This window comes from Rhodococcus sp. YL-1 (assembly GCF_001942025.1).
Classification (GTDB): Bacteria; Actinomycetota; Actinomycetes; order Mycobacteriales; family Mycobacteriaceae; genus Rhodococcus_F; species Rhodococcus_F qingshengii.
This window is the reverse complement of sequence record NZ_CP017299.1, coordinates 3,717,915-3,742,995: the sequence shown is the minus strand read 5'-3', so window position 1 is coordinate 3,742,995 and position 25,081 is coordinate 3,717,915. Positions and strand designations below refer to the sequence as shown.

At 64.1% G+C, this 25,081-nt stretch carries 23 protein-coding genes and 1 other RNA gene; 15 read left to right on the top strand and 9 right to left on the bottom strand.

The window, feature by feature from the left end:
- The first annotated feature begins 29 nt into the window (after positions 1 to 29).
- Positions 30 to 1,049, top strand: coding sequence for a cobalamin biosynthesis protein (locus BH682_RS17280; protein WP_075835342.1), 1,020 nt, complete (start codon positions 30 to 32; stop codon positions 1,047 to 1,049).
- On the opposite strand, the gene BH682_RS17275 is transcribed toward BH682_RS17280, so the two are convergent.
- The 3 genes from BH682_RS17275 to BH682_RS17265 are packed head-to-tail and all read right to left on the bottom strand — an operon-like array spanning position 990 to position 3,150.
- Positions 990 to 1,928, bottom strand: coding sequence for an SURF1 family cytochrome oxidase biogenesis protein (locus tag BH682_RS17275; RefSeq protein ID WP_042445745.1), 939 nt, complete (start codon positions 1,926 to 1,928; stop codon positions 990 to 992). The genes BH682_RS17280 and BH682_RS17275 overlap by 60 nt on opposite strands.
- A gap of 48 nt (positions 1,929 to 1,976) precedes the next feature.
- Positions 1,977 to 2,468 carry a low molecular weight protein-tyrosine-phosphatase gene (locus tag BH682_RS17270; protein ID WP_007735468.1) on the bottom strand — a complete coding sequence of 164 codons (492 nt, stop codon included), beginning with the start codon at positions 2,466 to 2,468 and terminating at the stop codon, positions 1,977 to 1,979.
- Positions 2,455 to 3,150: an HAD hydrolase-like protein gene (locus BH682_RS17265; protein WP_042445748.1), complete on the bottom strand. Its 696-nt coding sequence runs from the start codon at positions 3,148 to 3,150 to the stop codon at positions 2,455 to 2,457. The genes BH682_RS17270 and BH682_RS17265 overlap by 14 nt, the downstream gene beginning before the upstream one ends.
- A 56-nt stretch (positions 3,151 to 3,206) precedes the next feature.
- Here BH682_RS17265 and cobC point away from each other — a divergent pair, with 56 nt between their 5' ends.
- The 4 genes from cobC to BH682_RS17245 all read left to right on the top strand — a co-directional run bounded on the left by cobC (position 3,207) and on the right by BH682_RS17245 (position 7,353).
- Positions 3,207 to 4,241 (top strand): Rv2231c family pyridoxal phosphate-dependent protein CobC, encoded by a 1,035-nt coding sequence (cobC, locus tag BH682_RS17260; protein WP_075833472.1) that lies wholly within the window; start codon positions 3,207 to 3,209, stop codon positions 4,239 to 4,241.
- Complete coding sequence (locus tag BH682_RS17255; RefSeq protein WP_075833471.1) at positions 4,238 to 5,371, top strand: Nif3-like dinuclear metal center hexameric protein; 1,134 nt, start codon at positions 4,238 to 4,240, stop codon at positions 5,369 to 5,371. The genes cobC and BH682_RS17255 overlap by 4 nt, the downstream gene beginning before the upstream one ends.
- A gap of 108 nt (positions 5,372 to 5,479) precedes the next feature.
- A complete protein-coding gene (locus tag BH682_RS17250; protein WP_019748955.1) occupies positions 5,480 to 6,217 on the top strand; it encodes a zinc ribbon domain-containing protein in 738 nt (245 codons plus the stop codon).
- Positions 6,214 to 7,353 carry a bifunctional RNase H/acid phosphatase gene (locus BH682_RS17245; RefSeq protein ID WP_042445757.1) on the top strand — a complete coding sequence of 380 codons (1,140 nt, stop codon included), beginning with the start codon at positions 6,214 to 6,216 and terminating at the stop codon, positions 7,351 to 7,353. Before BH682_RS17250 ends, BH682_RS17245 begins: the two co-directional genes overlap by 4 nt.
- 29 nt (positions 7,354 to 7,382) lie before the next feature.
- Here BH682_RS17245 and BH682_RS17240 read toward each other — a convergent pair whose 3' ends face one another.
- Together BH682_RS17240 and BH682_RS17235 are read right to left on the bottom strand one after the other, a co-directional pair.
- Entirely contained in the window at positions 7,383 to 8,618 is a 1,236-nt protein-coding gene (locus BH682_RS17240; RefSeq protein WP_075833469.1) for an SLC13 family permease, read from the bottom strand.
- A gap of 28 nt (positions 8,619 to 8,646) precedes the next feature.
- Positions 8,647 to 9,174, bottom strand: coding sequence for a DUF1697 domain-containing protein (locus BH682_RS17235; RefSeq protein WP_007735458.1), 528 nt, complete (start codon positions 9,172 to 9,174; stop codon positions 8,647 to 8,649).
- A 54-nt stretch (positions 9,175 to 9,228) separates the two neighbouring features.
- Here BH682_RS17235 and rnpB point away from each other — a divergent pair.
- From rnpB to BH682_RS17220, 3 genes are all read left to right on the top strand, one after another.
- Positions 9,229 to 9,643: RNase P RNA component class A (gene rnpB / locus BH682_RS17230), an RNA gene on the top strand.
- Between the two features lie 319 nt (positions 9,644 to 9,962).
- Entirely contained in the window at positions 9,963 to 10,148 is a 186-nt protein-coding gene (locus BH682_RS17225; RefSeq protein ID WP_007735457.1) for a hypothetical protein, read from the top strand.
- A 108-nt stretch (positions 10,149 to 10,256) separates the two neighbouring features.
- Positions 10,257 to 11,666, top strand: a complete 1,410-nt coding sequence (locus BH682_RS17220) for an RNB domain-containing ribonuclease (RefSeq protein WP_007735456.1) — start codon at positions 10,257 to 10,259, stop codon at positions 11,664 to 11,666.
- A gap of 4 nt (positions 11,667 to 11,670) precedes the next feature.
- On the opposite strand, the gene pip is transcribed toward BH682_RS17220, so the two are convergent.
- From pip to panB, 3 genes are read right to left on the bottom strand one after another with little or no spacing between them, the layout of a single operon-like run.
- Positions 11,671 to 12,663, bottom strand: a complete 993-nt coding sequence (gene pip / locus BH682_RS17215; RefSeq protein WP_075833467.1) for a prolyl aminopeptidase — start codon at positions 12,661 to 12,663, stop codon at positions 11,671 to 11,673.
- The gene (locus tag BH682_RS17210) at positions 12,663 to 13,100 is read right to left on the bottom strand and encodes a hypothetical protein (protein WP_007735455.1); all 438 of its coding nucleotides are present in this window, start codon (positions 13,098 to 13,100) and stop codon (positions 12,663 to 12,665) included. Before BH682_RS17210 ends, pip begins: the two co-directional genes overlap by 1 nt.
- A 51-nt stretch (positions 13,101 to 13,151) precedes the next feature.
- Positions 13,152 to 14,021 (bottom strand): 3-methyl-2-oxobutanoate hydroxymethyltransferase, encoded by an 870-nt coding sequence (panB, locus tag BH682_RS17205; protein ID WP_007735454.1) that lies wholly within the window; start codon positions 14,019 to 14,021, stop codon positions 13,152 to 13,154.
- Between the two features lie 207 nt (positions 14,022 to 14,228).
- Here panB and BH682_RS17200 point away from each other — a divergent pair, with 207 nt between their 5' ends.
- From BH682_RS17200 to BH682_RS17190, 3 genes are all read left to right on the top strand, one after another.
- On the top strand, positions 14,229 to 15,800 hold the full coding sequence (locus BH682_RS17200; protein WP_030537557.1) for an alpha/beta hydrolase: 1,572 nt from the start codon (positions 14,229 to 14,231) through the stop codon (positions 15,798 to 15,800).
- A gap of 107 nt (positions 15,801 to 15,907) precedes the next feature.
- Positions 15,908 to 17,248 (top strand): glutamine synthetase family protein, encoded by a 1,341-nt coding sequence (locus tag BH682_RS17195; RefSeq protein ID WP_003941637.1) that lies wholly within the window; start codon positions 15,908 to 15,910, stop codon positions 17,246 to 17,248.
- Positions 17,245 to 20,259 carry a bifunctional [glutamine synthetase] adenylyltransferase/[glutamine synthetase]-adenylyl-L-tyrosine phosphorylase gene (locus BH682_RS17190; RefSeq protein WP_075833465.1) on the top strand — a complete coding sequence of 1,005 codons (3,015 nt, stop codon included), beginning with the start codon at positions 17,245 to 17,247 and terminating at the stop codon, positions 20,257 to 20,259. The genes BH682_RS17195 and BH682_RS17190 overlap by 4 nt, the downstream gene beginning before the upstream one ends.
- A 9-nt stretch (positions 20,260 to 20,268) precedes the next feature.
- Here BH682_RS17190 and BH682_RS17185 read toward each other — a convergent pair whose 3' ends face one another.
- Positions 20,269 to 21,129, bottom strand: coding sequence for a spermidine synthase (locus BH682_RS17185; RefSeq protein WP_075833463.1), 861 nt, complete (start codon positions 21,127 to 21,129; stop codon positions 20,269 to 20,271).
- A 166-nt stretch (positions 21,130 to 21,295) separates the two neighbouring features.
- On the opposite strand from BH682_RS17185, the gene BH682_RS17180 reads away from it, so the two are divergent.
- From BH682_RS17180 to BH682_RS17165, 4 genes are all read left to right on the top strand, one after another.
- Entirely contained in the window at positions 21,296 to 22,423 is a 1,128-nt protein-coding gene (locus BH682_RS17180; RefSeq protein ID WP_003941634.1) for an NDMA-dependent alcohol dehydrogenase, read from the top strand.
- 188 nt (positions 22,424 to 22,611) lie between these two features.
- The gene (locus tag BH682_RS17175; protein WP_075833461.1) at positions 22,612 to 23,433 is read left to right on the top strand and encodes an alpha/beta fold hydrolase; all 822 of its coding nucleotides are present in this window, start codon (positions 22,612 to 22,614) and stop codon (positions 23,431 to 23,433) included.
- Positions 23,434 to 23,492: 59 nt separating this feature from the next.
- Positions 23,493 to 24,524: a cupin domain-containing protein gene (locus BH682_RS17170; RefSeq protein WP_075833459.1), complete on the top strand. Its 1,032-nt coding sequence runs from the start codon at positions 23,493 to 23,495 to the stop codon at positions 24,522 to 24,524.
- A gap of 18 nt (positions 24,525 to 24,542) precedes the next feature.
- Complete coding sequence (locus tag BH682_RS17165; RefSeq protein ID WP_064689147.1) at positions 24,543 to 25,064, top strand: FmdE family protein; 522 nt, start codon at positions 24,543 to 24,545, stop codon at positions 25,062 to 25,064.
- Positions 25,065 to 25,081 lie beyond the last annotated feature (17 nt).

Genomic DNA, 25,081 nt, shown 5'->3' with positions numbered 1-25,081 from the left:
GAACGAGCGTCGCTGCTACAACTACGCTCGTGCAGATTTCGGTTCGTTCGTCCCAATCTCGATTCAATGCGCGAGCTGCCGGGCTTCTCCTCGGCTTCGTCGCGGATCGGGCATTCGCCGATCCGGGGCGGTTCCATCCGGTTGCCGGCTTCGGAACCGCGGCTATCGCGCTGCAGAAGATGTCCTACCGGGACTCGCGAGCGGCCGGAACACTTCATGTCGCTGTGCTCTTGGCCGGCACCGCTGGACTTGGGCTCGCAGCCGAAGCAGCGTCGCGCCGGGCCGGTTGGGTGGCCGTCACGGGTACGACGGCGATAGCTACCTGGGCCGTGCTCGGCGGGACGTCGCTTGCACGCACCGGCATCGATATGGCCGCTCGATTGGAGGCGTCACAGGTCGATCGCGACCTGACGAAAGCGCGTGAGCTACTTCCTTCACTCTGTGGACGCGATCCATCGGTGCTGGGCGAGGAGGGCCTCACGCGTGCAGCGCTGGAGTCGGTCGCCGAAAACACCTCGGATGCAAGCGTCGGTGCAATGTTCTGGGGTGCAATTGTGGGCGTGCCGGGTCTGTTCGTCTACCGCGCTGCCAACACACTCGACGCGATGATCGGCTACCGCTCCGAGAAATACCTCAGATTCGGGTGGGCTGCGGCGAGGTTCGACGACCTGGTCAACATCGTCCCCGCTCGGCTGACCGGTGCGCTGACGGCTGCGTGTGCACCGGTGGTGGGCGGCTCGGTTCAGGAATCACTGGCAGCGTGGAAACGCGACGCAGCGGCTCATCCAAGCCCCAATGCGGGCGTCGCGGAAGCGTCGGCGGCAGGGGCGTTGGGCATTTCGTTGGGTGGTCGGACCGAGTACGCGCACGGGGTGGAGATGCGTCCCGTCCTCGGCCGCGGGCCTGTGCCGACGCCGAACGATCTGCGCCGCGCGGCGAGGCTTTCGTCGGCGGTGCAGATCAGTGCAGTTGTGGTGTCAGCGGGTATTTCAGCGGGTATTGCCGTATCGATCGGCAAGTTTGGCTTCCTGCGCCGTCAGCGGCACTGATTCCGGCTCCGGCTTCTTGCGACGGCTGAAGGTACGAGTCGGTTCGGCGGGGGGTGCGGCAGGCGCGGATACCGGCGCTTCCGGGGTCGTCTCGGTAGCGGCGTCGTCGGCTGCGAAGCCGTCGACAGCTGCTTGAGCTGCCTTCTCCTTGCGACGTTCGCGCCACTCCGCGCGAATGAAGTAGGCCAGTCCGAGCGGCGCCATGATGCCGAACGCCAGCCATTGGAACCCGTACGAGAGATAGGGGCCTGCATCGAGTTGGGGGAGAGGGATCGTCCCCAGGCCGCCGGGCTGGTCGGGTTCGAGTTGGATGTACGCGTCGATCAGGTCCGTTCCGATGAACTCGCCGATAGGTTGTGCGTCGATCGAGTAGACCTGTTTCGCGCCGTCCTCGAACATCGGAACTCGGCCGGGCGCGGTGCCTTCCGACAGACGCACGCGACCGTTGAGAGTGACCGGATCGGTCGGCGGCGCGGCGATGGGCGGTGCCTCGGCGCCGTTGATCGGCCGAACGTATCCGCGATTGACGAGGATCGTGCGGCCGTCGTCGAGAAGGAAAGGCGTCAGGATCTCGTACGACGGTGCGCCCTCGATGGACTGCAGTCGAACGAGGATGTCGGCGTCAGGCAGATAGGTGCCTGCCGCGGTGATGTTTCGCCATTCGTCGTCCGGTGCGATCGTCGAATCGGCGATGACGTCACCGATCGGCACGGTCTCCGCGTTGATCGAGTTCGAGATCAGATCATTGCGGTGCTCGGTCTTTGTGTTCTTGCCGAGTTGCCATGGGGCGAGCACGGTGAAGCACAGGTAGGCGAAGAGCCCGACCACAGCTGCCAGTACCAACCAACCGGGCCGCAACAGGAATTTCAGTCTTCGCACACGTCCACGGTATCCGTTGCCCGAACGGGAGTGAATTTTGCTCCGGGTTCAGGCCCGCTCGCGGATCCAGTCGAGTATGTCGGGAATGGCTGCTTCGATCTGGTCTCGCACCAGTTCGAAGTCCTCCTGATCCCCGTAGTACGGGTCCGGAACCGATTCTCCGTCAGCCTCGGGGTCGAACGATCGCAGTAGGCGCCGACGCTCGGTTGGCACGCCGAGATGAGCAAGCTCACGTTCATGGCCGGTGTCGAGGGCGACGACCAGATCGGCCGCGAGATGATCTGCATTGACCTGCGCGGCACTGTGGCCCGTCGGATATCCGGCCGCTCGGAGCACGACGTTGGTCCGCTCGTCGGCCTCGCTACCGGTGTGAAACCCCTCGGTACCTGCACTGCTGACACGGACTCGGTCGGCGAGGCCTTCACGGTCCAGATGCGCGAGCAAGATCTTTTCGGCCATCGGTGACCGGCAGATATTGCCGGTGCACACAAACGTCACATGAAGTGGTTCAGTCACGTGGAGTGGTTCAGTGGCGGCCATCGAGAAGTCCTCCCAGTTCGGATGCCGACGATACGGAGCGAAACGCTTGCCGCGCTTCCTCGGCGGAACCGTAGCCCCATTCGACGACGACGGTGGGGATGCCGTACTTCGCGGCGCCGAGCACGTCGTGATCACGGTCGCCGATCATGAGAACGTCGGGGGTTCCGCCGTCGGATGCGAGGACGGGAGTGATCCCGAGTGAGGTCAGCGAATGCGCGATCACATCGGGTTTCGCCCGACGAGTTCCGTCGTCACTCGCGCCGCCGATGAACTCGAAGTGCTCGGCCAGGCCGAAATGCTCGAGGATTCGAATGGCGAATCGCTCCGACTTGGAGGTGGCGACGGCCAGTCGGGTGCCGCTCGCGCGAGCCTTACCCAGGACGACGTCCATGCCTTCGTACACCGAGTTCTCCTGCCACCCGGTCGCGTCGTAACGCTCGATGTACGCGGCGATCGCCCGATCCACGTCCGCCGGGGCCATACCGAGTGACCTGAAGGTATCGACCATCGGCGGGCCGATCACCGATGCCAACATCGCTTCCGTCGGCTCCGGATGGCCGACAGTTGCCAACGCGTGTCGGAAGCCGCCGTGAATGCCGGGAGCGGAATCGGTGATGGTGCCGTCCAGATCGAACAGAACTACGGGAAAGCGGTCGAGCGGTGGTGTCGTCACGGCACTCATTGTCCCGGACGGCAGGGGTGATGTCCGCGCACGGTGCTCGACCGTAGGCTGACCGGGTGAGTACCGGAACGGTTGACCTGGAGAGCTTGCGACATCACGGCGATGTCGAAGCGGAGCCCGGGTTACTCGATTTTGCCGTCAACGTTCAAGGCTCCGGCCCGCCGAAGTGGTTGCGGGATCGGCTGGCCGCAGGGCTGGCGACGCTTGGTTCGTACCCGTCGGCCGCAGCGGAACTGAAGGCTCGCGAAACGGTCGCGCAGCGGCACGGGCGCCGGCCCGAAGAGGTGTTGTTGCTCTCGGGCGGTGCCGAGGGATTCGCGATGCTGCCGCGCCTGGGCGCTCGTTCGGCAGCGCTGATCCATCCGTCGTTCACCGAGCCGGAACTGGCACTGCGAGAGGCCGGTGTGCCGGTGACTCAAGTGATTCTGGAGCCTCCTTTCGAGCTTCGGACCGCGCAGGTACCCGAATCCGCGGACCTTGTCGTTCTGGGCAATCCGACCAACCCGACGTCCGTGCTTCACCCCAAGGCCGATGTGTTGGCATTGCGTCAGCCGGGCCGGATCCTGGTGGTGGACGAGGCCTTCGGCGACGCGGTCCCCGGCGAAACGGAGAGCATCGCCGGTGTCGAGTCGGCGGATGTACTGGTCCTTCGGAGCCTGACCAAGACGTGGGCGCTCGCCGGATTGCGGTGTGGATACGCGATCGGCTCTCCCGATCTTCTGGCTCGACTCAGTCACGGCCGAGCCCACTGGCCATTGGGCAGTCTGCAGATCGAGGCCATCACGGCGTGCTGCGAACCGTTCGCCGTCGAGCAGTCGAGGATCAAAGCCGACGCGATTGCCGCAGACCGCCAAGACATGTCCCGGCGACTGACCGAGATCGGGATTGCCGTGCACGAACCCGCTGCGGGGCCGTTCGTGCTCATCGACGTCCGCGACGGCGCCTCGATGCGAGAGCACCTGCGTGCCCGCGGTATCGCCGTCCGCCGGTGCGACACCTTTCCCGGACTCGGGCCCGATCAGTTGCGCGTTGCCGTCCGTCCAGCCGAGCAGGTCTCGGTACTGATCGAAGCGATGAAGGAGATCTTGTGAGTGGCCCAACCCTTGCGGACGTCATAGCCGTGCTGGAATCCGCGTATCCGCCGGCCCTGGCGGAATCGTGGGACTCGGTCGGCCTGGTCTGCGGCGATCCGGCCGACGCTGTGACGAGAGTGGTTTTCGCGGTGGATCCGACCGAGGCAGTGGTCGACGACGCCATCGCCTCCGGTGCCGACCTTCTGGTCGTTCACCATCCACTTCTGCTGCGTGGGGTGGACACCGTCGGTGCTCACACACCCAAAGGTGCGTTGGTTCACAAGCTCATCAAGGCGGGGTGCGCGCTGTTCTCGGCGCACACCAATGCGGACTCGGCCGACCCCGGAGTGTCCGACGCGTTGGCGCAGGCTCTGGGCCTGACCGTGCTGCGCCCGATCGAACCCAAGCCGACGCAGCCGCTCGACAAGTGGGTCGTCATGGTTCCGGTGGAGAATGCATCGGCCGTGCAAGATGCACTTTTCGAGGCCGGGGCTGGGCGGATCGGTGACTACAGCCAGTGCAGTTGGACCGTCACCGGTACGGGTCAGTTCCTGCCCGCCGACGGAGCGAATCCGACGATCGGGACCGTCGGCGCTGTGGAGCAGGTTCGCGAGAATCGTGTGGAGGTGATTGCCCCTCGCGGAAAGCGAAGCGCAGTGCTGGGCGCATTGCGTGCCTCCCATCCGTACGAGGAACCGGCCTTCGATGTCTTCGAACTCGCAGCGTTCCCCAGTTCACTCGGACTGGGGCGGTTGGGTGAGCTCGACCACCCCGAAACCTTGCGGGAATTCACCGCGCGAGTGGCGCGCTCACTGCCCTCGACCGAGTGGGGTGTTCGCGCGGCCGGAGATTCAGACGCGACCGTTCGTACCGTGGCGGTGTGCGGCGGTTCCGGCGACTCGTATCTCGACGTGGTGGCGGCACTGGGCGCCGACGTCTACGTCACTGCGGACCTGCGGCATCATCCCGCGGACGAGCATCTACGCGCCGGTGGCCCGGCTCTGGTCGACGTCGCGCACTGGGCGAGTGAATACCCGTGGTGCGCACAGGCGAAATCGGTGCTCGACGCCGCGTTTGCCGACAATCCGGAGTGGGAAAGCCGGGTTTCGACAATTCGCACCGATCCGTGGTGTTTGAGTGCGCATTAGTGCAGCGCTCTGCAAGGTACGGTTGCACGAACAATTCAAGAGCAGTTCTTCGAGAGCCGTCCTTCGCGAGCACTGCCGACATCGGACTTACAGCAGGAGTTATACAGCGTGAACGTCGAACCACAGGTGCAATCCAAGCTTCTCGACCTCGCCGGGGTGGATGCTGAGCTCACTCGGATCACCCACCGACGCGGAGCGCTTCCCGAGCAGCAGGAAGTCGAACGTCTCGAGGCCGAGCGAATCAGCCGTAAAGACGCGTCCGTAGCCGTCGAAATCCAGATCGACGACATCGATCGCGACATTCGCAAGCTCGAAGGCGAGGTCGACGCGGTTCGTCAGCGCGAGGATCGTGACCGCACACTCTTGCAGAGCGGGTCGGTCGGGGCGAAGCAGCTCACCGAACTCGAACACGAACTCGGCAGCCTGGTCCGGCGTCAGGGGCTCCTCGAAGACGAGTTGCTCGAAGTGATGGAGCAGCGTGAGGCGTTGCAGGCCGATCACGATCACGCCGGTGCCCAGCTGTCCCAGGCCGAAGAAGAGCTGATCGACGCCAAGCGTCGCCGCGACGATGCCGTCGCTGATCTGGACAAGGCGCAGGAGCGTTGCGCCGCCGATCGTGAACGACTCGTCGGTGAATTCCCCGCCGATTTCCTTGCTGTCTACGAGAAGCAGCGCACCCTGGGCGGACCGGGCGCGGCGCTTCTGCAGGCACGCCGATGCGGCGCTTGCCGGATCGAGATCGACCGCGGCGAGATCTCCCGAATCGCCGCGACACCGGCCGACGTCGTAGTTCGTTGCCCAGAGTGCAATGCAATCATGGTGCGTACCAAGGAGTCCGGTCTGTGACTCCCACGCAGGTCATCGTCGAGGCCGACGGTGGATCGCGGGGCAATCCCGGTCCGGCCGGCTACGGAGCGGTGGTGTTCGACGCCTCGCGCTCGGTGTTGGCCGAACGCAAGGAAAGCATCGGTATCGCGACCAACAACGTCGCCGAGTACCGCGGACTGATCGCCGGGTTGACCGCTGCCGGTGAACTCGGCGCGTCGAAGGTCGACGTCCGCATGGATTCCAAGTTGGTCGTCGAGCAGATGTCCGGGCGCTGGAAGGTCAAGCACCCGGACATGATTCCGCTGCAGCGGCGCGCTGCCGAGCTGGCGACGCAGTTCTCGCGAGTGACCTACACGTGGATTCCTCGCGGCGAGAACTCTCATGCCGATCGTCTTGCCAACGAGGCGATGGACGCGGCTGCCGGCATCGAAACCGGCCCAGTCGCACCTTCGGCCCCCGCACCTGCTGCACCTGCCGCGCCGTCCGAAGAGACGTCGGAGCCGCAGATCGCCGGCTCTCCGGGATGGATCGCCACCACCGGCAAGCCGACACGAATGTTGTTGCTACGTCACGGACAGACAGCGATGTCGGTCGATCGCCGGTACTCCGGACGCGGGAATCCGGAGCTCACGGAACTGGGCCGCGCGCAGGCTGCCGGCGCAGCCGGACGCTTCGGGAACCGAGGCGGTATCGACGCCATCGTCTGCTCACCCCTCGGCAGAACCCGTGAGACGGCAGAGGCATCGGCCCGCGTGCTCGGTTTACCCGTCGTCGAGCACAAGGGTTTGATCGAAACCGATTTCGGCGACTGGGACGGACTCACGTTCCGCGAGGCAGCCGAGCGTGACCCGGACCTGCATCGCGAATGGCTCTCGGACACTTCGGTGCGTCCACCGGGCGGCGAGAGTTTCGACGAGGTACGCGAACGAGTCGTCGCCGCGCGTGACGACCTGATCTCGACCTACGGCGGCGCGACGCTGTTGGTCGTCTCTCACGTCACCCCGATCAAGACTTTGGTGCAGCTGGCCCTCGATGCCGGGCCGTCGTTGCTGTATCGGTTGCATCTGGATCTGGCGTCGCTGAGTATCACCGAGTTCTATCCCGACGGGGGAGCCTCGGTCCGGTTGGTCAACGACACGTCACACCTTCGCTGAAAGAGCCCCGACGGCTGATCAGCCTCTGATCAGATCACCAACCACAGGGCACTCACGGCGGCGAGCAATGTCAGTGGCGTCGTGATGACCCCGAGCAGAGTGAATGTCGCCAGCGTGGGCGGTGCGCCCGCGCTGGTGGCGACTCGTCGCCAGAGCATCGTTGCCAGTGAGCCCACGTAGGTGAGGTTGGGGCCGAGGTTGACGCCGATCAACATTGCAAGCACCAGAGCTGGAGGTGCCGCCGTTCCGAGCGCTGCGATCATCAGCAAGGTTGCCGGCAGGTTGTTGACGAGATTGGACGCAACCGCCGCTACCGCGGCGACAAAGAGCAGTGAGCCGTAGCTGGTGTCGCCTGGCAGGATCTGCGCAATCCATTCACCCACCGGCCCGTTCGCGACTCCGGCGACGATGATTCCGAGAACCAGGACGAACGCGCAGAACCAGAGGTCGGCAGCGTAGAGCATCTTGGCGGCGGTCGTACGGTGCCGAGACAGAGCGATCGCTCCCAGGACACTCGCACCCACCACCGCGATCCAGGCGGGCTCGATCCCGAAGAAACCCGAAACCGCGAAACCGAGCAGCGTCATTCCGATCACCGTCAGCGGCAGAATCGGCGCAGGCGCAGATCTGGCTGCCACCGGCGGTTCGGCGCTGTCGCCCCGCGCGAGTTCCGAACGGAAGAACAGTCGAAAAATCAGGTACTCGACAGCGATCGTCACAACCCACGGCAACGCCATCAACGCGGTGAAATGTAAGAACGTCAAACCTGTTGCAGCAAACGCGATGAGGTTGGTCAGATTCGACACCGGCAGGAGCGTCGACGCCGAGTTCGACAGGTGCGCACTGGCATAGGAATGGGGCCGCGTACTTGCTCCGATGGATCGTGCGGCCGCGATCACCGCGGGTGTCAACAGCACGACGGTGGCGTCGAGGCTCAGGACCGCCGTGGTCAGGGCAGCGGCGCCGAAAACGTAAATCAGCAACCGGTGTGGATCCGCGAGGGATCTTTGCTGCAGGATCTGGCTGACCCAGCGAAAGACGCCGAGAGCGTCCGCGGCATGAGCGAGAACCAGCACGGCAACCAGGAAGACGACGGTGGGTGCCATGCTCGTCAGTTCTTCGCGGGCTTCGTCGAGAGTTACGACGCCGGTCAGGAGAACGATGACGGCTGCCGGCCCGGCGATGACGATCTCGGGAAGCCCGCGTGGACGCACTATCGCGAAGACGAGGACGAGGGCGACGAGCAGGATCGGTAGAAGAGTCACGCGTTGGTGCTCCGTGTCGGGGCGAGCGTCATTTGAGCAGTTTGTAGAGCGTGTTCAGGTTTCGGGTTGTGGTGAACGCCTTGAACTTCGGTTTTCCGGTGTTCCTGCCGAACGCGCTCTTGACGGTCTGCCCCTTCTCGACCTCCCAGTACAGGACTCCGTCGCCTGCCGCCACACGCTCGACCGAGGCATCGAGTTGCGCTGCCGCAGTGCTCAATTCCTCCAGGATTTCCGGCTCGGAGGCAACCATCGCATAAGCATGCCAACCCTCGCGTTCGCGCTCGAACGGGTAGTTGTCCACGATCGCCTGCAGTGTCGGAAGGTCGAGGACGAACACCCAAGCCTCGTAGCCGAACTCGCGGGCAAGGGCGGATTCGATCTGTTTCTTCAGCGTCGGGATGTCGGTGCTCGGACTGTCGAACAGAACGTTGCCTGAGGCCAACACGGTTTTCACCCCTTGGAATCCGAGGTCACCGAAGACTCTCGCCAGGTCCGCCATCTTGATGTTGATGCCGCCCACGTTGATACCGCGTAGCAGGGCCACGTACCGAGTCATACGGTGACCATAGTGCCGGCCACCGACAGGCGCCCGGTAGCATACGGGGGCGGACGAGTTGGCCGGGCGGCCGCGGCTTCTGGAACCAGCGCGTATCGCGCACAGGCCTGGGGCCGAGGAAAGTCCGGACTCCACAGAGCAGGGCGGTTGTTAACGGCAACCCGAGGCAACTCGCGGGACAGTGCCACAGAAAACAGACCGCCTGCCTTTCGAGGCAGGTAAGGGTGAAACGGTGCGGTAAGAGCGCACCAGCACCTCGGGTGACCGGGGTGGCTAGGTAAACCCCGCCCGGAGCAAGGTTGAAGGTCGCATCGCTCGCGGTGCGGCTGCGCAGGTGTTCGAGGGCTGCTCGCCCGAGCCTGCGGGTGAACCGCTCGAGGCACCCGGCGACGGTGTGCCCAGATGGATGGTCGCCACTCGGCACTTCGGTGCCGCAGGACAGGATCCGGCTTACACGCCGACTCGTCCGCCCGCGATCTGCACAGTGAGAAAAAGAAGACCCCCACCGGATCGGTGGGGGTCTTCTTTGTTCGAAAAGCTGTCAGACAGGCTTGATGACCAGCAGCGTAGCCCAGTACGTTGCCGCGTCATGGCCCATGAGCGGGAGGAGGTAATCGTAAAGAATTGCGGACATGCGCACTCCATTTTCTGTTCGTAGCTTGTGTTGGGCATTCAAGCAGAACTCACCGTTCGAATGTCCGGTTCTCACCTGCCAGGCCAAGTAGAAAGAATATCAGTCTCACAGCGATCTACAAGCTTCTATCTCACTCTGATGTCACACTGTGGATATGACTGATGAAGATCGACTCTGGTACTTCGACGTGTCCGACGGTTCCGTCACGCAGGGAAAGGGTGCGTCCTCGCTGACGAGGATGGGGCCGTACCCTGATCGGGACTCTGCCGAGCATGCATTGAAGATCGCTGCCGAACGCAACAAAGCCGCCGATCGGGCAGACGAAGACTGGAACAACTGAGCCTTGGAATAACTGAGCCTTGGAACAGTCGGGACTCGAACAACTGGGACCGGTACTGCTGCTACACCGGCCCGAACCGATCATGGAGGATGCGTGCCCGCAAGTCGAATGATGGTGCAGGGAATCGACTTCGGAGTGGTTCGGGCGGAGTTCGACTTGCCAGGAGCATTCTCGGCTGCGGCGCAGGCCGAGGCCGAGAATGCCGTGGATCGTTTCGGTGCCGGGCGTGTCGACGAAACGGGTATCGCCTTCGTGACCATCGACCCTCCCGGATCGATGGACCTCGACCAGGCAGTGCACATCGAGAAGATCTCGACCGGGTACGTCGTGCACTACGCGATCGCCGACGTCGCGGCGGTGGTGACGCCGGGTGGCGCTCTCGACATCGAAACCCGCAAGCGGGGCCAAACCTTCTATCTCCCGGACGGTTCCGTCCCGCTGCATCCCCGAGCGTTGTCGGAGGGATCGGCGAGTCTGCTGCCGGACGTGGTTCGTCCCGCCGCGCTGTGGCGGATCGAACTCGACGCGCAGGCCGAGCCGACGTCGTGGCAGGTGAGACGCGCTCTGGTGAAATCGGTGGCACGTCTGGACTATTCGACCGTGCAGCGCGATGCCGACGCGGGAACCTTGCATCCGTCCATCGCCGCACTACCGGAGTTCGGACGATTGCGCAGTGTCTCGGCGGTTGCCAGGGGTGCCATCGAGCTGAAACTGCCCGAGCAGTCTGTGGTTCGGGATCAGCCGGAGGACGAGTCCTCGGCTCGCTGGCGGATCGAACTGGAGCCACGCACCGAAGCGGACGACTGGAACGCAGAAGTGTCGCTGCTGACCGGGATGTGTGCCGGCCGCATGATGATCGACGCAGGTATCGGGTTGCTTCGCACGCTGCCACCGGCCGAGGAGTCCGCGGTTCGGACCTTGCGGAGAACTGCAGTGGCGCTGGGTATCACGTGGCCGGAGGGGCAAAGCGTCGGGCAGATTCTTGCCGGACTCGATTCCAACGAGCCGTCGACTATGGCGCTGATGTCGGTTGCGCCGTCGTTGCTGCGCGGGGCAGACTACGCGGCCTTCGACGGCCGACTACCGGAGTTGACGGTGCATGCGGGGATCGGAGCGCCCTACGCTCACGTGACTGCTCCGCTGCGCCGGCTGTCCGATCGTTTCAGCACCGAGGTGTGTCTGGCGATCACAGCTGGTACGCCGGTACCGGAATGGGCGCGCACTGCACTTCCCGAGCTGCCCGACATCATGAGTGGGTCCGACTCGCTGGCGAACAAGGTCGACCGTGCGTGCATCGATCTGACCGAGTCCACGCTGCTCGACGGCCGGGTCGGCGAGGTCTTCGACGCAGTGGTGATGCGCGCCAAGGACGGAAAGCGCTCGGCGGAAGTGTTTGTCCCGTCGGTCGCCGTGATTGCGAAATGCGTCGGAACGCCCGACGACGGTGAGCGCGCAAAGGTGCGACTCACCGCCGTCGACACCGTCAAACGGACGGTGGAGTTCACGTTCCCGGCGTAGCGAGCTACCGGTAAGAATCGGTGGCTTCCACCAAGTGATGTGCGATGCCGGGCTCCATCGCGGAGTGTCCGGCGTCGTCGACGATCACGAGCTTGGATTCGGGCCACGCCTTGTGCAGCGCCCACGCGCTGGTGGCGGGGCAGACGACGTCGTAGCGGCCCTGGACGATCGTCCCCGGAATGCCGTGCAGTGCGGAGCTTTTGCGTAGGAGCTGACCCTCGTCGAAGAATCCGCCGTTGACGAAGTAGTGGTTCTCGATACGGGCGAAAGCCAAGGCGAATCGGGTCTCGGAGTTCTGTTCGATCTTGTCCGCCTGTGGGTACAGGTAGCTCGTCGATCCTTCCCAGGCCGACCAGGCGATCGCTGCCCGGGCTGCGACGTCGGGGTCTTCGGAATGGAGCAGTTGGTGATAGACCGCGACGAGGTCTTCGCCGCGCTGCGCCTCGGGTACCGGTTCGAGGAATTTGTCCCAGCGCTCCGGGAAGATGTTTCCCGCGCCGCCGTTGTAGTACCAGTCGATCTCGCTACGACGCAGGAGGAAGATCCCGCGCAGGACCAGCTCAGTGACGCGCGTAGGAAACGTTTCGGCGTAGGCGATGGACAGCGTGGAACCCCAGGACCCGCCGAAAACCATCCACTTGTCGATCGAAAGATGTTCGCGCAGGGCTTCGATGTCGGCCAGCAGCTTGTCCGTCGTGTTCACCGACAGGTCGGCGCCGTCGGCAACGTGAGGGGTGGACCGCCCGCAGCCGCGCTGGTCGAGTAGAACGATGCGGTATGCGGCCGGATCGAAGAACTGGCGTACCGCCGGTTGCGCACCACCGCCGGGGCCACCGTGCAGGAACACCACCGGCTTGCCGTCCGGATTTCCGCTGACTTCCCAGTACATGCTCTGGCCGTCACCGACATCGAGGAAGCCGGTGACAAAGGGCTCGATCGGGGGATACAAACTCCGGAGAGCCGACGGCTGCCCTGAAGTGGCTGACGTGTCGGTCATCAGAAGCCCACCAGGCCGGAGGCGAGATCGGGGATCTCGAGTGCGGAAATCGCGCCGCTCCGGACGTCGGGGCACGCGGCTGAGGTTGCCGCGTCGATGCTTTCGCGGTTCTGAGCGAGATCGAGCAGGTTGATGCCGTTCTGCGTCGCCCACGTGATGACGATCGTGTTCAGTCCGCCCTTGCCGAGCGTCGGGGTGACGGTCCGCCAGTTCTGCAGCTGCCCTTCCATATCCGAGCACAACTGCTGGACTTGAGCGTCGGTGAACGTCGAACCGGACGCGGTTGTTGCCGGCGCCGTCGTGGTGGAACTCGCGGGCGTAGTGCTGCTGGGCGCGGGAGAGTTGGTGGACCCTCCCGCGCATCCGCTCAGCACCGTGACGAGAGCTGCCGCGCCGACTACAGCTGCGGCAGTAGAACTTCGACGGTTACCGATCATTGAACGCACCCCTGGCTGGTTGAGAGACAGGCGGCGTTCGCCGGTCTCGGATCAGAAACTGTGTTCTGCGGCCGGGAAAGCGCCAGTGCGAACTTCTGATGCATAGGCTGCGGCTGCGGAACGCAGTTCGTCACCGACGTTACCGAAACGCTTGACGAACTTGGCTGTCTTACCACTCGTGTAACCCGCCATGTCCTGCCAGACGAGTACCTGAGCGTCGCATTCGGAACCGGCCCCGATGCCGACGGTGGGGATGGTGAGTTTGCGGCTGACCTGGCCCGCAATCTCGGCCGGAACCATTTCCATGACGACGGAGAACGCCCCGGCTTCCTGGACTGCAATGGCGTCCGCCACAAGCTGCTCGGCCGCGTCGCCGCGACCCTGGACGCGGAATCCGCCGAGCGAGTTCACGCTCTGCGGGGTGAATCCGACGTGAGCCATGACGGGGATGCCGGCCGAGGTGATAGCCGCGATCTGCTTACTCATCCGCTCGCCGCCCTCGAGCTTGACGGCGTGCGCGAGGCCTTCCTTCATGAACCGCGTCGCAGTCGCCAGGGCCTGCTCGGCGGAACCCTCGTAGGTGCCGAAGGGGAGGTCGGCGACGACGAGTGCGTGCGGCGCGCCGCGAACGACGCCACGCACGAGCGGGAGCAGTTCGTCGACGGTGATCGGCACGGTGGTGTCGTAGCCGTAGACGACGTTGGCGGCAGAGTCGCCGACGAGCAGCACCGGGATGCCTGCGTCTTCGAAGATGCGTGCCGTGGAGTAGTCGTAAGCGGTGAGCATCGACCAGCGTTCGCCGTTCTGCTTCATCTCGGCGAGGTGGTGAATGCGCGTCTTACGCTTCGGTGCATCGGTAGAGCTTGCAGTGGGTACAGAAACTGCACTGGGTACAGAACCGTAGAGAGGTGTTTCGGACATCGTTGTCCCTTTCTGGCCTCGAGGCCCTGAGCGTTGATCGCCTTCGGGTCCCCGGGTGTGGGTGATGACGTGTTCAGTCTGCCACCGGACATCGCCGACACGAATAGTTGACGGGGTGCAATGGGTCACATCACCGCGCGCGTATCAGGTAGGTGCCGAGACGAGGCGAACCGCTGGCTATCGCGGTTTCCTGGCACCATCGATGGCATGTCGAAGTTCGTTCGCCTCTCCGGTGCCCTCGCCGGAAGCGCAGCAGTGCTCGTGTTGGTTGTCGGTTGCACCAGTTCGGAAGGCACGCCCGAATCAGTGGAACCTGCTGGTTCTGCCGCGTCCGCGGTGCCGTCCGGCCTCGAGAAATTCTACGAGCAGACGCTCGACTGGGGTTCGTGCGACCAATTCGTCGAAGAAGGAACTGCGCCGCTGGGGCGTGGGGTCGACTGCGCCGAGGTGAGCGTTCCCGTCGACTACGCGAATCCGAACGGCGACACCGCGAAGGTGGTGATCTCGCGTTCGAAGGCAACCGGCGACCGCATCGGCTCACTGTTGCTGAACCCCGGCGGGCCGGGTGGGTCCGGGCTGTCGATGGCGACCTCGGGTTCGGGCACCGAATTGCAGGAACGTTTCGACATGATCGGCTTCGATCCGCGGGGGATCGGGGCGTCGACCCCGCAGGTTCGGTGTTTGACGCCGGAGGAGACCGACGCGGAGCGTGCGGAGGTCAACGTCGACATGACGCCGGAGGGCATCGCTCTCGCCGAGGCGGACAGCAAGGACTACGCCGCCAAGTGCGCTGAGCGGACCGGTACGGAGTTCCTCGCTCATGTCGGTACCTACGAGGTGGTGCGAGATATGGACGTCATTCGGGGCGTTCTCGGCGATCCGAAGATGAACTACCTCGGGTTCTCGTACGGGACCCGGCTCGGATCCACGTACGCGGAAACCTTTCCGCAGAACGTCCGAGCGATGGTCCTCGACGGCGCGCTCGACCCCGAGCAGGATCCGGTCGACGAAGTGGTCTTGCAGGGGCAGGGCTTCCAAGGCGCGTTCGACGCCTTTGTCGCCGACTGTGTCTCGCGAACGGATTGCCCGCTGGGTGATGATCCGGCGCAGGCGCAGGCACGCTTTCAGGCACTCGTCGATCCGTTGATCGAGAAGCCGGCACAGACCACCGATCCGCGCGGGCTGAGTTATTCCGACGCGATCACGGGCGTGCAGCAAGCTCTGTACTCGCCACAGTTGTGGACGCCGCTGCGTGGGGGTCTGTCGAGTCTGGCCGACGGACGCGGCGACTCGCTGCTCAATCTCGCCGACATGTACGAAGGCCGTGAGGATGACGGCAGCTACTCCAACATCAACGACGCGTTCAACGCCATTCGCTGCGTGGACGATCCGGCAACCACCGACCGCGCCGAGGCCGGCGAATCCGACACTCGGTACCGCGAGGCGGCGCCGTTCCTCGACGACGGCCGCGGGACGGGTCAAGCGCCGCTCGACCTGTGCGCGTTCTGGCCCGTTCCGGCTACCGGCAGCCCTCACGCGCTCGACCCCCAGGCGCTCGCCGATGCCGGCCTGCCTCAGTTGGTCGTCGTCTCCACGACGCAGGATCCGGCAACGCCGTATCAGGCCGGAGTGGATCTCGCGAAGCAGTTGGGCGCTGCTCTGATCACGTTCGACGGAACCCAACACACGGTGGTTCTGGACGGAAACTCGTGCGTCGACGATGCCGTCGTCGACTACTTCGTTTACTTGAAGGCTCCGGAAGAGGGTCTGACATGTTAGCCGGCGCGGCGCCGTACGCTGCGCCTATTCGATGGTGACCAATCACTCTGTTAGCCGGGACCACTGATGTAACACAGATTTAACGTGGCTTGCTTAGTCTCGCGTGCATGGATCGCCAAAAAGAATTCGTGCTTCGTACCCTGGAAGAGCGCGACATTCGGTTTGTCCGCTTGTGGTTCACCGATGTTCTCGGGTACCTCAAATCGGTGGCGATCGCCCCCGCCGAACTCGAAGGCGCTTTCGAGGAGGGAATCGGATTCGACGGTTCCGCCATCGAGGGATTCTCACGAGTCTCCGAAGCCGACACCGTCGCTCGGCCCGACGCCTCGACATTCCAGATCCTGCCGTGGGCGCACAAGGACGGTGCGCAGCATTCCGCTCGCATGTTCTGCGACATCACGATGCCCGACGGTTCGCCGTCGTGGGCCGATCCGCGCCACGTACTGCGTCGCCAGCTGAGCAAGGCCAGCGACTTGGGCTTCAGCTGCTACGTCCACCCGGAAATCGAGTTCTTCCTTCTGGAGAACGGCCCGATCGACGGCACTCCGCCGATCCCGGCCGACTCGGGCGGATACTTCGACCAGGCCGTGCACGATTCGGCTCCGAATTTCCGCCGCCACGCCATCGACGCACTCGAGTCGATGGGCATCTCGGTCGAGTTCAGCCACCACGAGGCCGCGCCGGGTCAGCAGGAGATCGATCTGCGCTACGCCGACGCACTCTCGATGGCCGACAACGTGATGACGTTCCGGTACGTCGTCAAGGAGGTCGCGATCGGTGAAGGCGTCCGGGCGAGCTTCATGCCCAAGCCGTTCAGCGATCAGGCCGGCTCCGCGATGCACACCCACATGAGCCTGTTCGAGGGCGACACCAACGCCTTCCACAATCCGGACGATCCGATGCAGCTCTCCGAGACCGGCAAGGCGTTCATCGCCGGCATCCTCGAGCACGCCAACGAGATCAGTGCGGTCACGAACCAGTGGGTCAATTCGTACAAGCGACTCGTCCACGGGGGAGAGGCACCCACTGCTGCGTCGTGGGGCCCGTCCAACCGATCGGCTCTCATTCGCGTCCCGATGTACACGCCCAACAAGGCGTCCTCGCGCCGCGTCGAGATCCGTAGCCCAGACTCGGCTTGCAACCCGTACCTGACTTTCGCGGTCCTGCTTGCTGCCGGTCTTCGCGGCATCGAGAAGGGCTACACCTTGCCGCCCGAGGCAGAAGACGACGTGTGGTCGTTGACCTCCGCCGAGCGCCGCGCCATGGGTTACAAGGAACTGCCGAGCAACTTGGACAGCGCTCTGCGCGAGATGGAGAAGTCGGAGCTCGTGGCCGAAGCACTCGGCGAGCACGTCTTCGATTTCTTCCTGCGCAACAAGCGTCGTGAGTGGGAGGAATACCGCAGCCACGTGACGCCGTTCGAGCTCAAGACCTACCTCGGTCTGTGACGGTGAAACCGCCCGCTGCGAGATCAGCAGTTCCAGGACCGGGTCGACTCGGGCTGGTCGAGCCCACCGCTGCCGACGAGTTGCGTCAGCTCGGTTGGGTCGACGCCGAGAGCATCGAACTCTTGTGGTCGCTTTCGCGTGCCGCGAATGCCGACCTCGCTCTGCGCACCCTTGTGCGGATCAAGGACGGGCTCGGCGACGGGTGGCGCGAACTCGCTCAGGTCCTGCGCAAGGACAAGAGCCTGCGCGGCCGTTTGTTCGCACTGGTGGGTGCTTCGTCGGCCTTCGGCGACCACCTGGCCGCGGATCCGATCGGCTGGAAACTGCTCGACGGCACCGCTCTGCCGACCAAGGACGAGGCGACTGCAGCGTTGCTCGAGGTCGTGGGTGCAACTGTCGACGAGGGTGCCACCGAAGGTTCATTGACCTACCGCGCCACGGTGACCGGGCCGGAAGCTGTTGTTGCTCTGCGTAAGAGCTACAAGGACCAGCTGATGCTGCTGGCTGCGGCTGATCTTGCGGCGACCGTCGAGAACGAGCCGGTGGTGCCGTATCAGACTGTGGGGCACCAGCTTTCCGATCTGGCCGACGCCGCGCTGACCGCTGCACTTGCGGTGGCCATCGCAACGGTGTGTCCCGAGGGCAGCTGTCCGATCCGGCTCGCCGTGATCGCCATGGGCAAATGTGGTGCGCGCGAGCTGAACTACGTCTCCGACGTCGACGTCGTGTTCGTCGCCGAACCGGCCGATGCGACGGCCAGTCGCGTTGCCGGTGAGATGATGCGTATCGGTACCTCCGCATTCTTCGAGGTCGATGCTGCGCTGCGGCCCGAAGGCAAGCGCGGAGAATTGGTTCGCTCCCTCGAATCCCACATCACGTACTACAAGCGCTGGGCCAAGACCTGGGAGTTCCAGGCACTGCTCAAGGCTCGTCCGATGACCGGCGACATGGAGCTCGGTCGCCAGTACTCCGAGGCGATGAGCCCGATGGTGTGGATCGCCTCCGAGCGCGAGGACTTCGTCCCCGAAGTCCAGGCCATGCGTCGACGCGTCGAGGAAATGGTTCCCCCCGAACTGCGTGAGCGCGAACTCAAGCTCGGCCGCGGAAGTTTGCGCGACGTCGAATTCGCCGTCCAACTCCTGCAATTGGTGCACGGGCGCGCCGACAGTTCGTTGCATGTCCAGAGCACCGTCGATGCACTGACTGCATTGGCGGCGGGTGGATACGTCGGCCGCGACGACGCCGCCAACCTGACTGCGTCGTACGAATTCCTGCGTCTGCTCGAGCACCGTCTGCAGTTACAGAAGCTCAAGCGCACACACACCCTGCCGCCGCCGGACGACGAGGAAGCGCTGCGTTGGCTGGCCCGCGCCGCGCACATGCGACCCGACGGTCGTCTGGATTCCCTGGGAGTCCTGCGCGCCGAGATCAAGCGGAATTCGCATCGGATTCGCCGCCTGCACGCCAAGTTGTTCTACCGCCCGCTTCTCGAATCGGTGGCGCGGATGGACAAGGAAGCACTGGTCCTGGGGCCAGAAGCCGCGGTTCGCCAGTTGGCCGCTCTCGGTTACACGGCACCCGAGCATGCTCTCGGGCATCTGACTGCACTGACGAGTGGCGCTTCACGCAAGGGTCGCATTCAAGCGCTCCTGTTGCCGACTCTGCTCGAATCACTCGCGGACACACCGGATCCCGATGCCGGGCTGCTCGCTTACCGCAGGCTCTCGGACGCGCTCGTCGACCAGACGTGGTTCCTGCGCCTGCTCCGCGACGAGGCTGCGGTGGCCGAGCGTCTGATGACCGTGCTGGGCTCGTCGGCGTACCTACCCGACCTGCTCATCAAGGCTCCCGACGTGATTCGCTTGTTCGCGGATTCGCCGAGTGGACCGCGCCTGGTCGAGCCGAAGCCCGAGGATGTGGCTCGCGGGATCCTCACCGCCTCCGGTCGACACAGTGATCCGAATCGTGCTGTTGCCGCGGCCCGCTCGCTGCGCCGACACGAACTTGCCCGCATCGCTTCGGCCGACATCCTCGGCATGCTCGATGTTCCCGCCGTCTGCAAGGCGCTGTCCTCGGTGTGGGCCGCGGTGCTCAATGCATCGCTCTCCGCGGTGATCAAGGCCAGCGTCACCGAACTCGGGACCGAGGCGCCGGCCAGTTTCTCCGTCATCGGCATGGGCCGACTCGGCGGCGGCGAACTCGGCTACGGATCCGATGCGGACGTGCTGTTCGTGTGCGAACCCCGCGAGGGCGTCGACGAGACCGTTGCGGTCAAGTGGGCCAACAGCATTGCCGACAAGGTGCGCAAGCTCCTCGGGGCACCGAGTACCGATCCACCGCTCGAGGTCGACACCGGACTGCGCCCGGAAGGTCGCAACGGACCGATGGTACGAACCCTGGAGTCTTACGACGCGTACTACGCGAAGTGGGCTCAGGCGTGGGAGATTCAAGCACTCCTTCGTGCGCACCCGGTGGCCGGTGATCCTGAATTGGGACTGCGGTTCCTGCACATGATCGACAAGACCCGCTACCCCGAAGGCGGCGTCAGTGACGCGGCGGTGCGCGAGATCCGGCGCATCAAGGCGCGAGTCGATTCCGAAAGGCTTCCTCGCGGAGCCGATCCGGCAACGCACACCAAACTGGGTCGCGGCGGTCTGGCCGACATCGAGTGGACTGTGCAGTTGCTGCAGCTGCGGCACGCCGACAAGATCGAGTCGCTGCACAACACGTCGACGCTCGAGACTCTCGACGCCATCGGCGCCGCGGAACTGCTCAGCGAAGGTGACGTCGAACTGCTGCGTGACGCCTGGATCACCGCGACGAAGGCACGCAACTGCCTCGTTCTGGTGCGGGGGAAGCCGACCGATCAACTTCCCGGCCCGGGCCGTGTTCTCGCGGCGGTGGCGCAGGTCGCCGGATACGGCGACGACGCAGGGGAGTTCCTCGACAATTATCTGCGCATCACGCGACGGGCAAAAGCTGTGGTGGAGAGGGTGTTCGGCGGCGAGTAGCGCTCTCGCTCAGTCTTGGCGAACCGGCGCATTCGCGGCGAACTTACGCACTTCGGCGTCCTGCCACACGTGGGCGGGAACGCCGCCGCCGAGGAGCTCGCGCGCGAGCGCGGGTTGCCCGCCGATCGGTACGTCGCTGCCCGCGATGATCATGTTGCCGTAGCGACGGCCCTTGAGCATCGCGGGATCGGCGATGATCGCCATGTGTTCGAACTGCGCACCGATCGTTGCGGCTTCACTGCGCGCGCCCTGAAGATCCGGGGTGTCGCCGCAGTTGACGATGTAGATACCGCCCGGTGCCAGCACGCGTCGTGCGTGCGTGGTGAATTGCGCCGTCGTCAATGGTGTCGGAGTTGTGCTGCCGGCGAAGACATCTCGAATCACGATGTCCCGGGTGGACTCGGTGAGAGTTTCGGTGACGGCGCGGGCTTCTCCGACGCGGATGCGCAGAAGAGGCGCGCGCGGGAGGTCGAACCAATCGCGTACAAGTTCCGCCAGAGCACCGTCGATTTCGACCACCACTTGACGCGCGTCAGGGTAGGTGGCGGCGAAGTATCTGGCCATAGAGCAGGCGCCACCGCCGAGATGAAGCACCCGCAGGCGCTCGGCCTTGTCACGTTCGGAATCGACCAGATGCGCGATCCACCGCATGTACTCGAAATCGAGCACCGTGGGATCCGCGACGTTCACGTGGGAACTGGGCACTCCGTTGATCTGGATGATCCAACTGTCATCGGAGTACTGATCGCGGACTAGTTCGCACGTCCCGGTATCGATCGGAAAAGTGCCGGCGACGGGACCGGACTCGCCTCGCTCGGGAGCACTGCTGCGAGTTCTGGTCTTGCGAGTTCCCTTGGCCACTGTGTCCATGTTAGCCGTGCGCCTTTTTGGTAGTGCCCACTACCAAAAAGGCACACGGACCGACGGTATTCTCGGGCTACTTCAGGCACACTCGTACATGGAGTGTGATCGGCGACACAAATGCCGGCGCGTTCTTTCGTCGTCCGTGCATCACGAAGAATTTCGAGGAGTGCAGGTGAAGGTCAAGGCAGCGGTAGTCAAGGCGCCAGGTCAGGCGTGGGAGATCGAAGAGGTCGAGCTGGGGGACCCGGTCTCGGGTGAGGTGCAGGTCCGACTCGCCGCATCGGGGCTGTGCCATTCGGACGAACATTTGCGTACGGGCGCCAGCCCGCTGCCCTTCTACCCGGCCCTGGGCGGGCACGAAGGAGCCGGAGTGGTGACGAAGGTCGGACCGGGTGTCGCGAGCGTCGAAGAAGGCGACCACGTGGTTCTCGCCTTCATCCCGGCGTGCGGACGTTGTCCGTCCTGTGCGAAGGGTCTGCAGAACATCTGCGACGAAGGAGCCGGCCTGTTGACCGGGCAGGCGATCTCCGACAAGACGTACCGCGTCACCCTCGACGACGAGCCGGTCATCCAGATGTGCCTGCTCGGAACATTTTCGCCGTACGTGACCGTCAACGAGGCGTCGGTGATCAAGATCGAGAAGGACATCCCGCTCGACAAGGCGGCCTTGCTCGGCTGCGGTGTTGCCACCGGTTGGGGATCGGCCACCGCGATCGGTGGAGCCAAGGTCGGCGACACGGTGGTGGTCGTCGGCGTCGGCGGCGTCGGAATCAACTCGGTGCAGGGTGCGGCGTCCGCCGGAGCACGATTTGTGATCGCGATCGATCCCGTCGAGTTCAAGCGCGACAAGGCAAAGGAATTCGGCGCCACACACACTTTTGCCTCCCTCGAGGAAGCGCTACCGGTGATCGGCGAGATCACCTGGGGCAAGATGGCCGACGTCACCGTGATCACCGTGGGCGAGATTCACGGCGACATCATTCAGCCCGCGCTCAGCGCGACGGGCAAGGGTGGCCAGGTCGTGGTCGTCGGAATGGGGCATTACGCAGATTCGCAGGTGACGCTCAGCCTCTTCGAGCTGACCCTTCTGCAGAAGCGTTTGCAGGGAGCCATCTTCGGCGGGGTAGGGCCACGGTCCCAGATTCCCAAGTTGCTCGATCACTACCGAAGCGGCGCACTCAAACTCGACGAGTTGGTGACCAAGACTTACAAGCTCGAGGAGATCAACGAGGGGTACGCCGACATGCTCGAAGGAAAGAATCTGCGCGGGATGATCGTCTACACGGAGGACGATTACTGATCATTTCCCTTTGACTGAAGGCTCCGGCCCGGCACCACGCTTCGTGGTGTCGGGCCGGAGTCTTCTGCCCCCACGCACATTTCTGTCGATCGATGAGTCGACTGCCCCCGTAGTGGGCACTCGCAGAGTGAGGAAACCGGGCACCGTGTCCGGATCTCAGTCCACGACTCGACAGAGAAGAGCAGAGCATGCCCTACATCACCACCTCCGACGGAACCGAGATCTACTACACCGAGCACGGCGTCGGCCGGCCGATCGTCCTCAGCCACGGGTGGCCGCTGAGTTCTGACGCGTGGCAGGTCGAGATGAAGTTGTTCGCCGACGCCGGATACCGGACCATCGCGCACGATCGTCGAGGACACGGTCGCTCGTCGAAGACGTACACCGGCAACGACATGGATACATATGCCAAGGACCTGGCTGAGCTGATCGACACACTCGACCTGAAAGACCTGGTCCTGGTTGGCCATTCGACCGGCGGCGGGGAAGTGGTCCGGTACGCGGCGCAGCACGGCAGAGGGCGCGTGGCGAAGGTGATCACCGCCGGCGCCGTACCGCCGATCATGGTCAAGTCGGACAGCAACCCCGAAGGCACACCGATCGAGGTCTTCGACGGCATCCGTGAGGGAGTTCTGCGAGACCGATCGCAGTTCTACAAGGATCTCAGCGAGAGCTTTTACGGCGCGAACCGCGAAGGTGCCGACGTCTCGCAAGGGGCGAAGGACGACTTCTGGCGGCAAGGTATGTTGGTCAACCTCGCCGCGGCCTACGACTGCGTCAAGGCATTCTCGGAGACGGACCAGACCTCCGATCTCGAAGCCATCGACGTTCCGTTCCTCATCGCTCAGGGCGACGACGATCAGATCGTGCCGATCGGCGCAGCGGCCGAGAAGGCGATCAAGCTGGTGAAGAAGGGCACGCTGAAGGTGTATCCGGGCGCACCTCACGGCATCTACGGCTCATATCAGAAGACACTGGACCAGGACATTCTCGCGTTCATCGAGGACTGACGTCAGCGAGGCGGAAGGACCGGAGTCGAAAGGACCAGAGTGGGAAGGATAAAATTGCCATGTCTACACACGTTGCCTCACTACGCAATGGCCCCAGTGTCTTCGAGAACGAACTTGGGTCGATCTCGCAGCTCGACACGAGTTCGTTGCCGATCCTGTCCGGTCTGTCGATCAAACGAATTGTTCTCGGTCCCGGCGCGATCCGTGAACCACAATGGAACGTCAACGCGAACCAGATCGCCTACGTCACCAGCGGAACCGTGCTCGTCTCGATGTTGGGCAATGCTGACGAGTTCGCCAGTTTCGTGGTGCGAGCGGGGCAGATGTATCACGTCGAATCCGGCGCGATTTATCACATCGAGAATGTCGGAGAGGAGGAGGCGGAGATCATCGCCGCCCTGCGTACTTCTCTGCCGCAGCACTTTTCGTTGCAGAGTAGCGTCAGCGCAATGTCGAACGCGGTGCTCGGCAACACGTACGATCTAGCCGCATCGGCCTTCGACGTCTTCGGTAGAGCCGATGCGTCCCAGATAGTTCGGCGGGACGGCGCCGCCGTCGTTCCCGATACCGCCGGCCTTCCCAACGCGCATCTCTTCGATCTCGAAGGCCAGATCGCGCCTCTCGCATATCCGTACGGACAGGCGAAAGTGGCGCGAAAGCAGTATTGGGCGGCGCTGGAGGATCTTTCGATGTACTCGTTGACTATTCGCGAGAGTGGGATGCGTGAGCCACACTGGCATCCCGTCACTGCCGAAATGGGATACGTGCATCGTGGTCACGGGCGGATGACGGTCCTCGATCCGGACGGTTCGCTCGACACCTACCTACTGGAGCCCGGTCAGGTGTATTTCGTTCCGCGTGCCTATCCCCATCACATCGAGGTTCTAGGTGACGAGGACATCAACTTCCTCATCTTCTTCGACCAGCCGACGCCGGGCGACATAGGCTACCGTGCAACGGCTTCCGCGTTCTCACGCGGCGTTCTCTCGGCCTCGTTCGGTGTTCCGGAACGCGATCTGCCGCACTTTCCTTTCACCCCGATCGATCCGCTCATCGTCTCGCGGATCAATCCGATCGACCGCCAGCACTGACCGGCAAGGACGCCCATCATGACCACCACGCTCACCGTGACCGATCACGGGACGACGCTCGACTTCACGCACGAGGATGCTCTGCGCTATCACGGTCCGCAGGCCCCGGGCGGCGTGGCCCATGCCTACAAGGTTCTCGAGCGCGCTCTCGGTGTGTTCGGCGCGGAGGGCTCCGTCGAGCGTCGCGAGTTGGTCGTCACCACCGCACACGGCGGACCAGGAGTGCGCGATGCGTTCGAGTTGGTCACGCGCGCGGTGACCGAAGGGCGGTACACCGTTGACAGATCCTTGGCCAGGCGTGAACGTGGAAATACGCTCGCGCTGTATGTATTTCGGATCACCTATCGCGGCGCGAGCGTCACGCTGACTGTTCGGGAGGGGTTCGTCGTCGACGAGTTCATTACTCTGTCCCGTAAGTCCGACCGGACGGCCGAAGACGAGTCACGGCTGACAGAGCTCAAGCAGGAGATGGCGGATCGAGTGATGTCGAGCCCGGCCGAGAGCGTGTACGACGTCGACACCGGCACGCTCCCCGTCTGAGCGACGGCGGCGCAGGC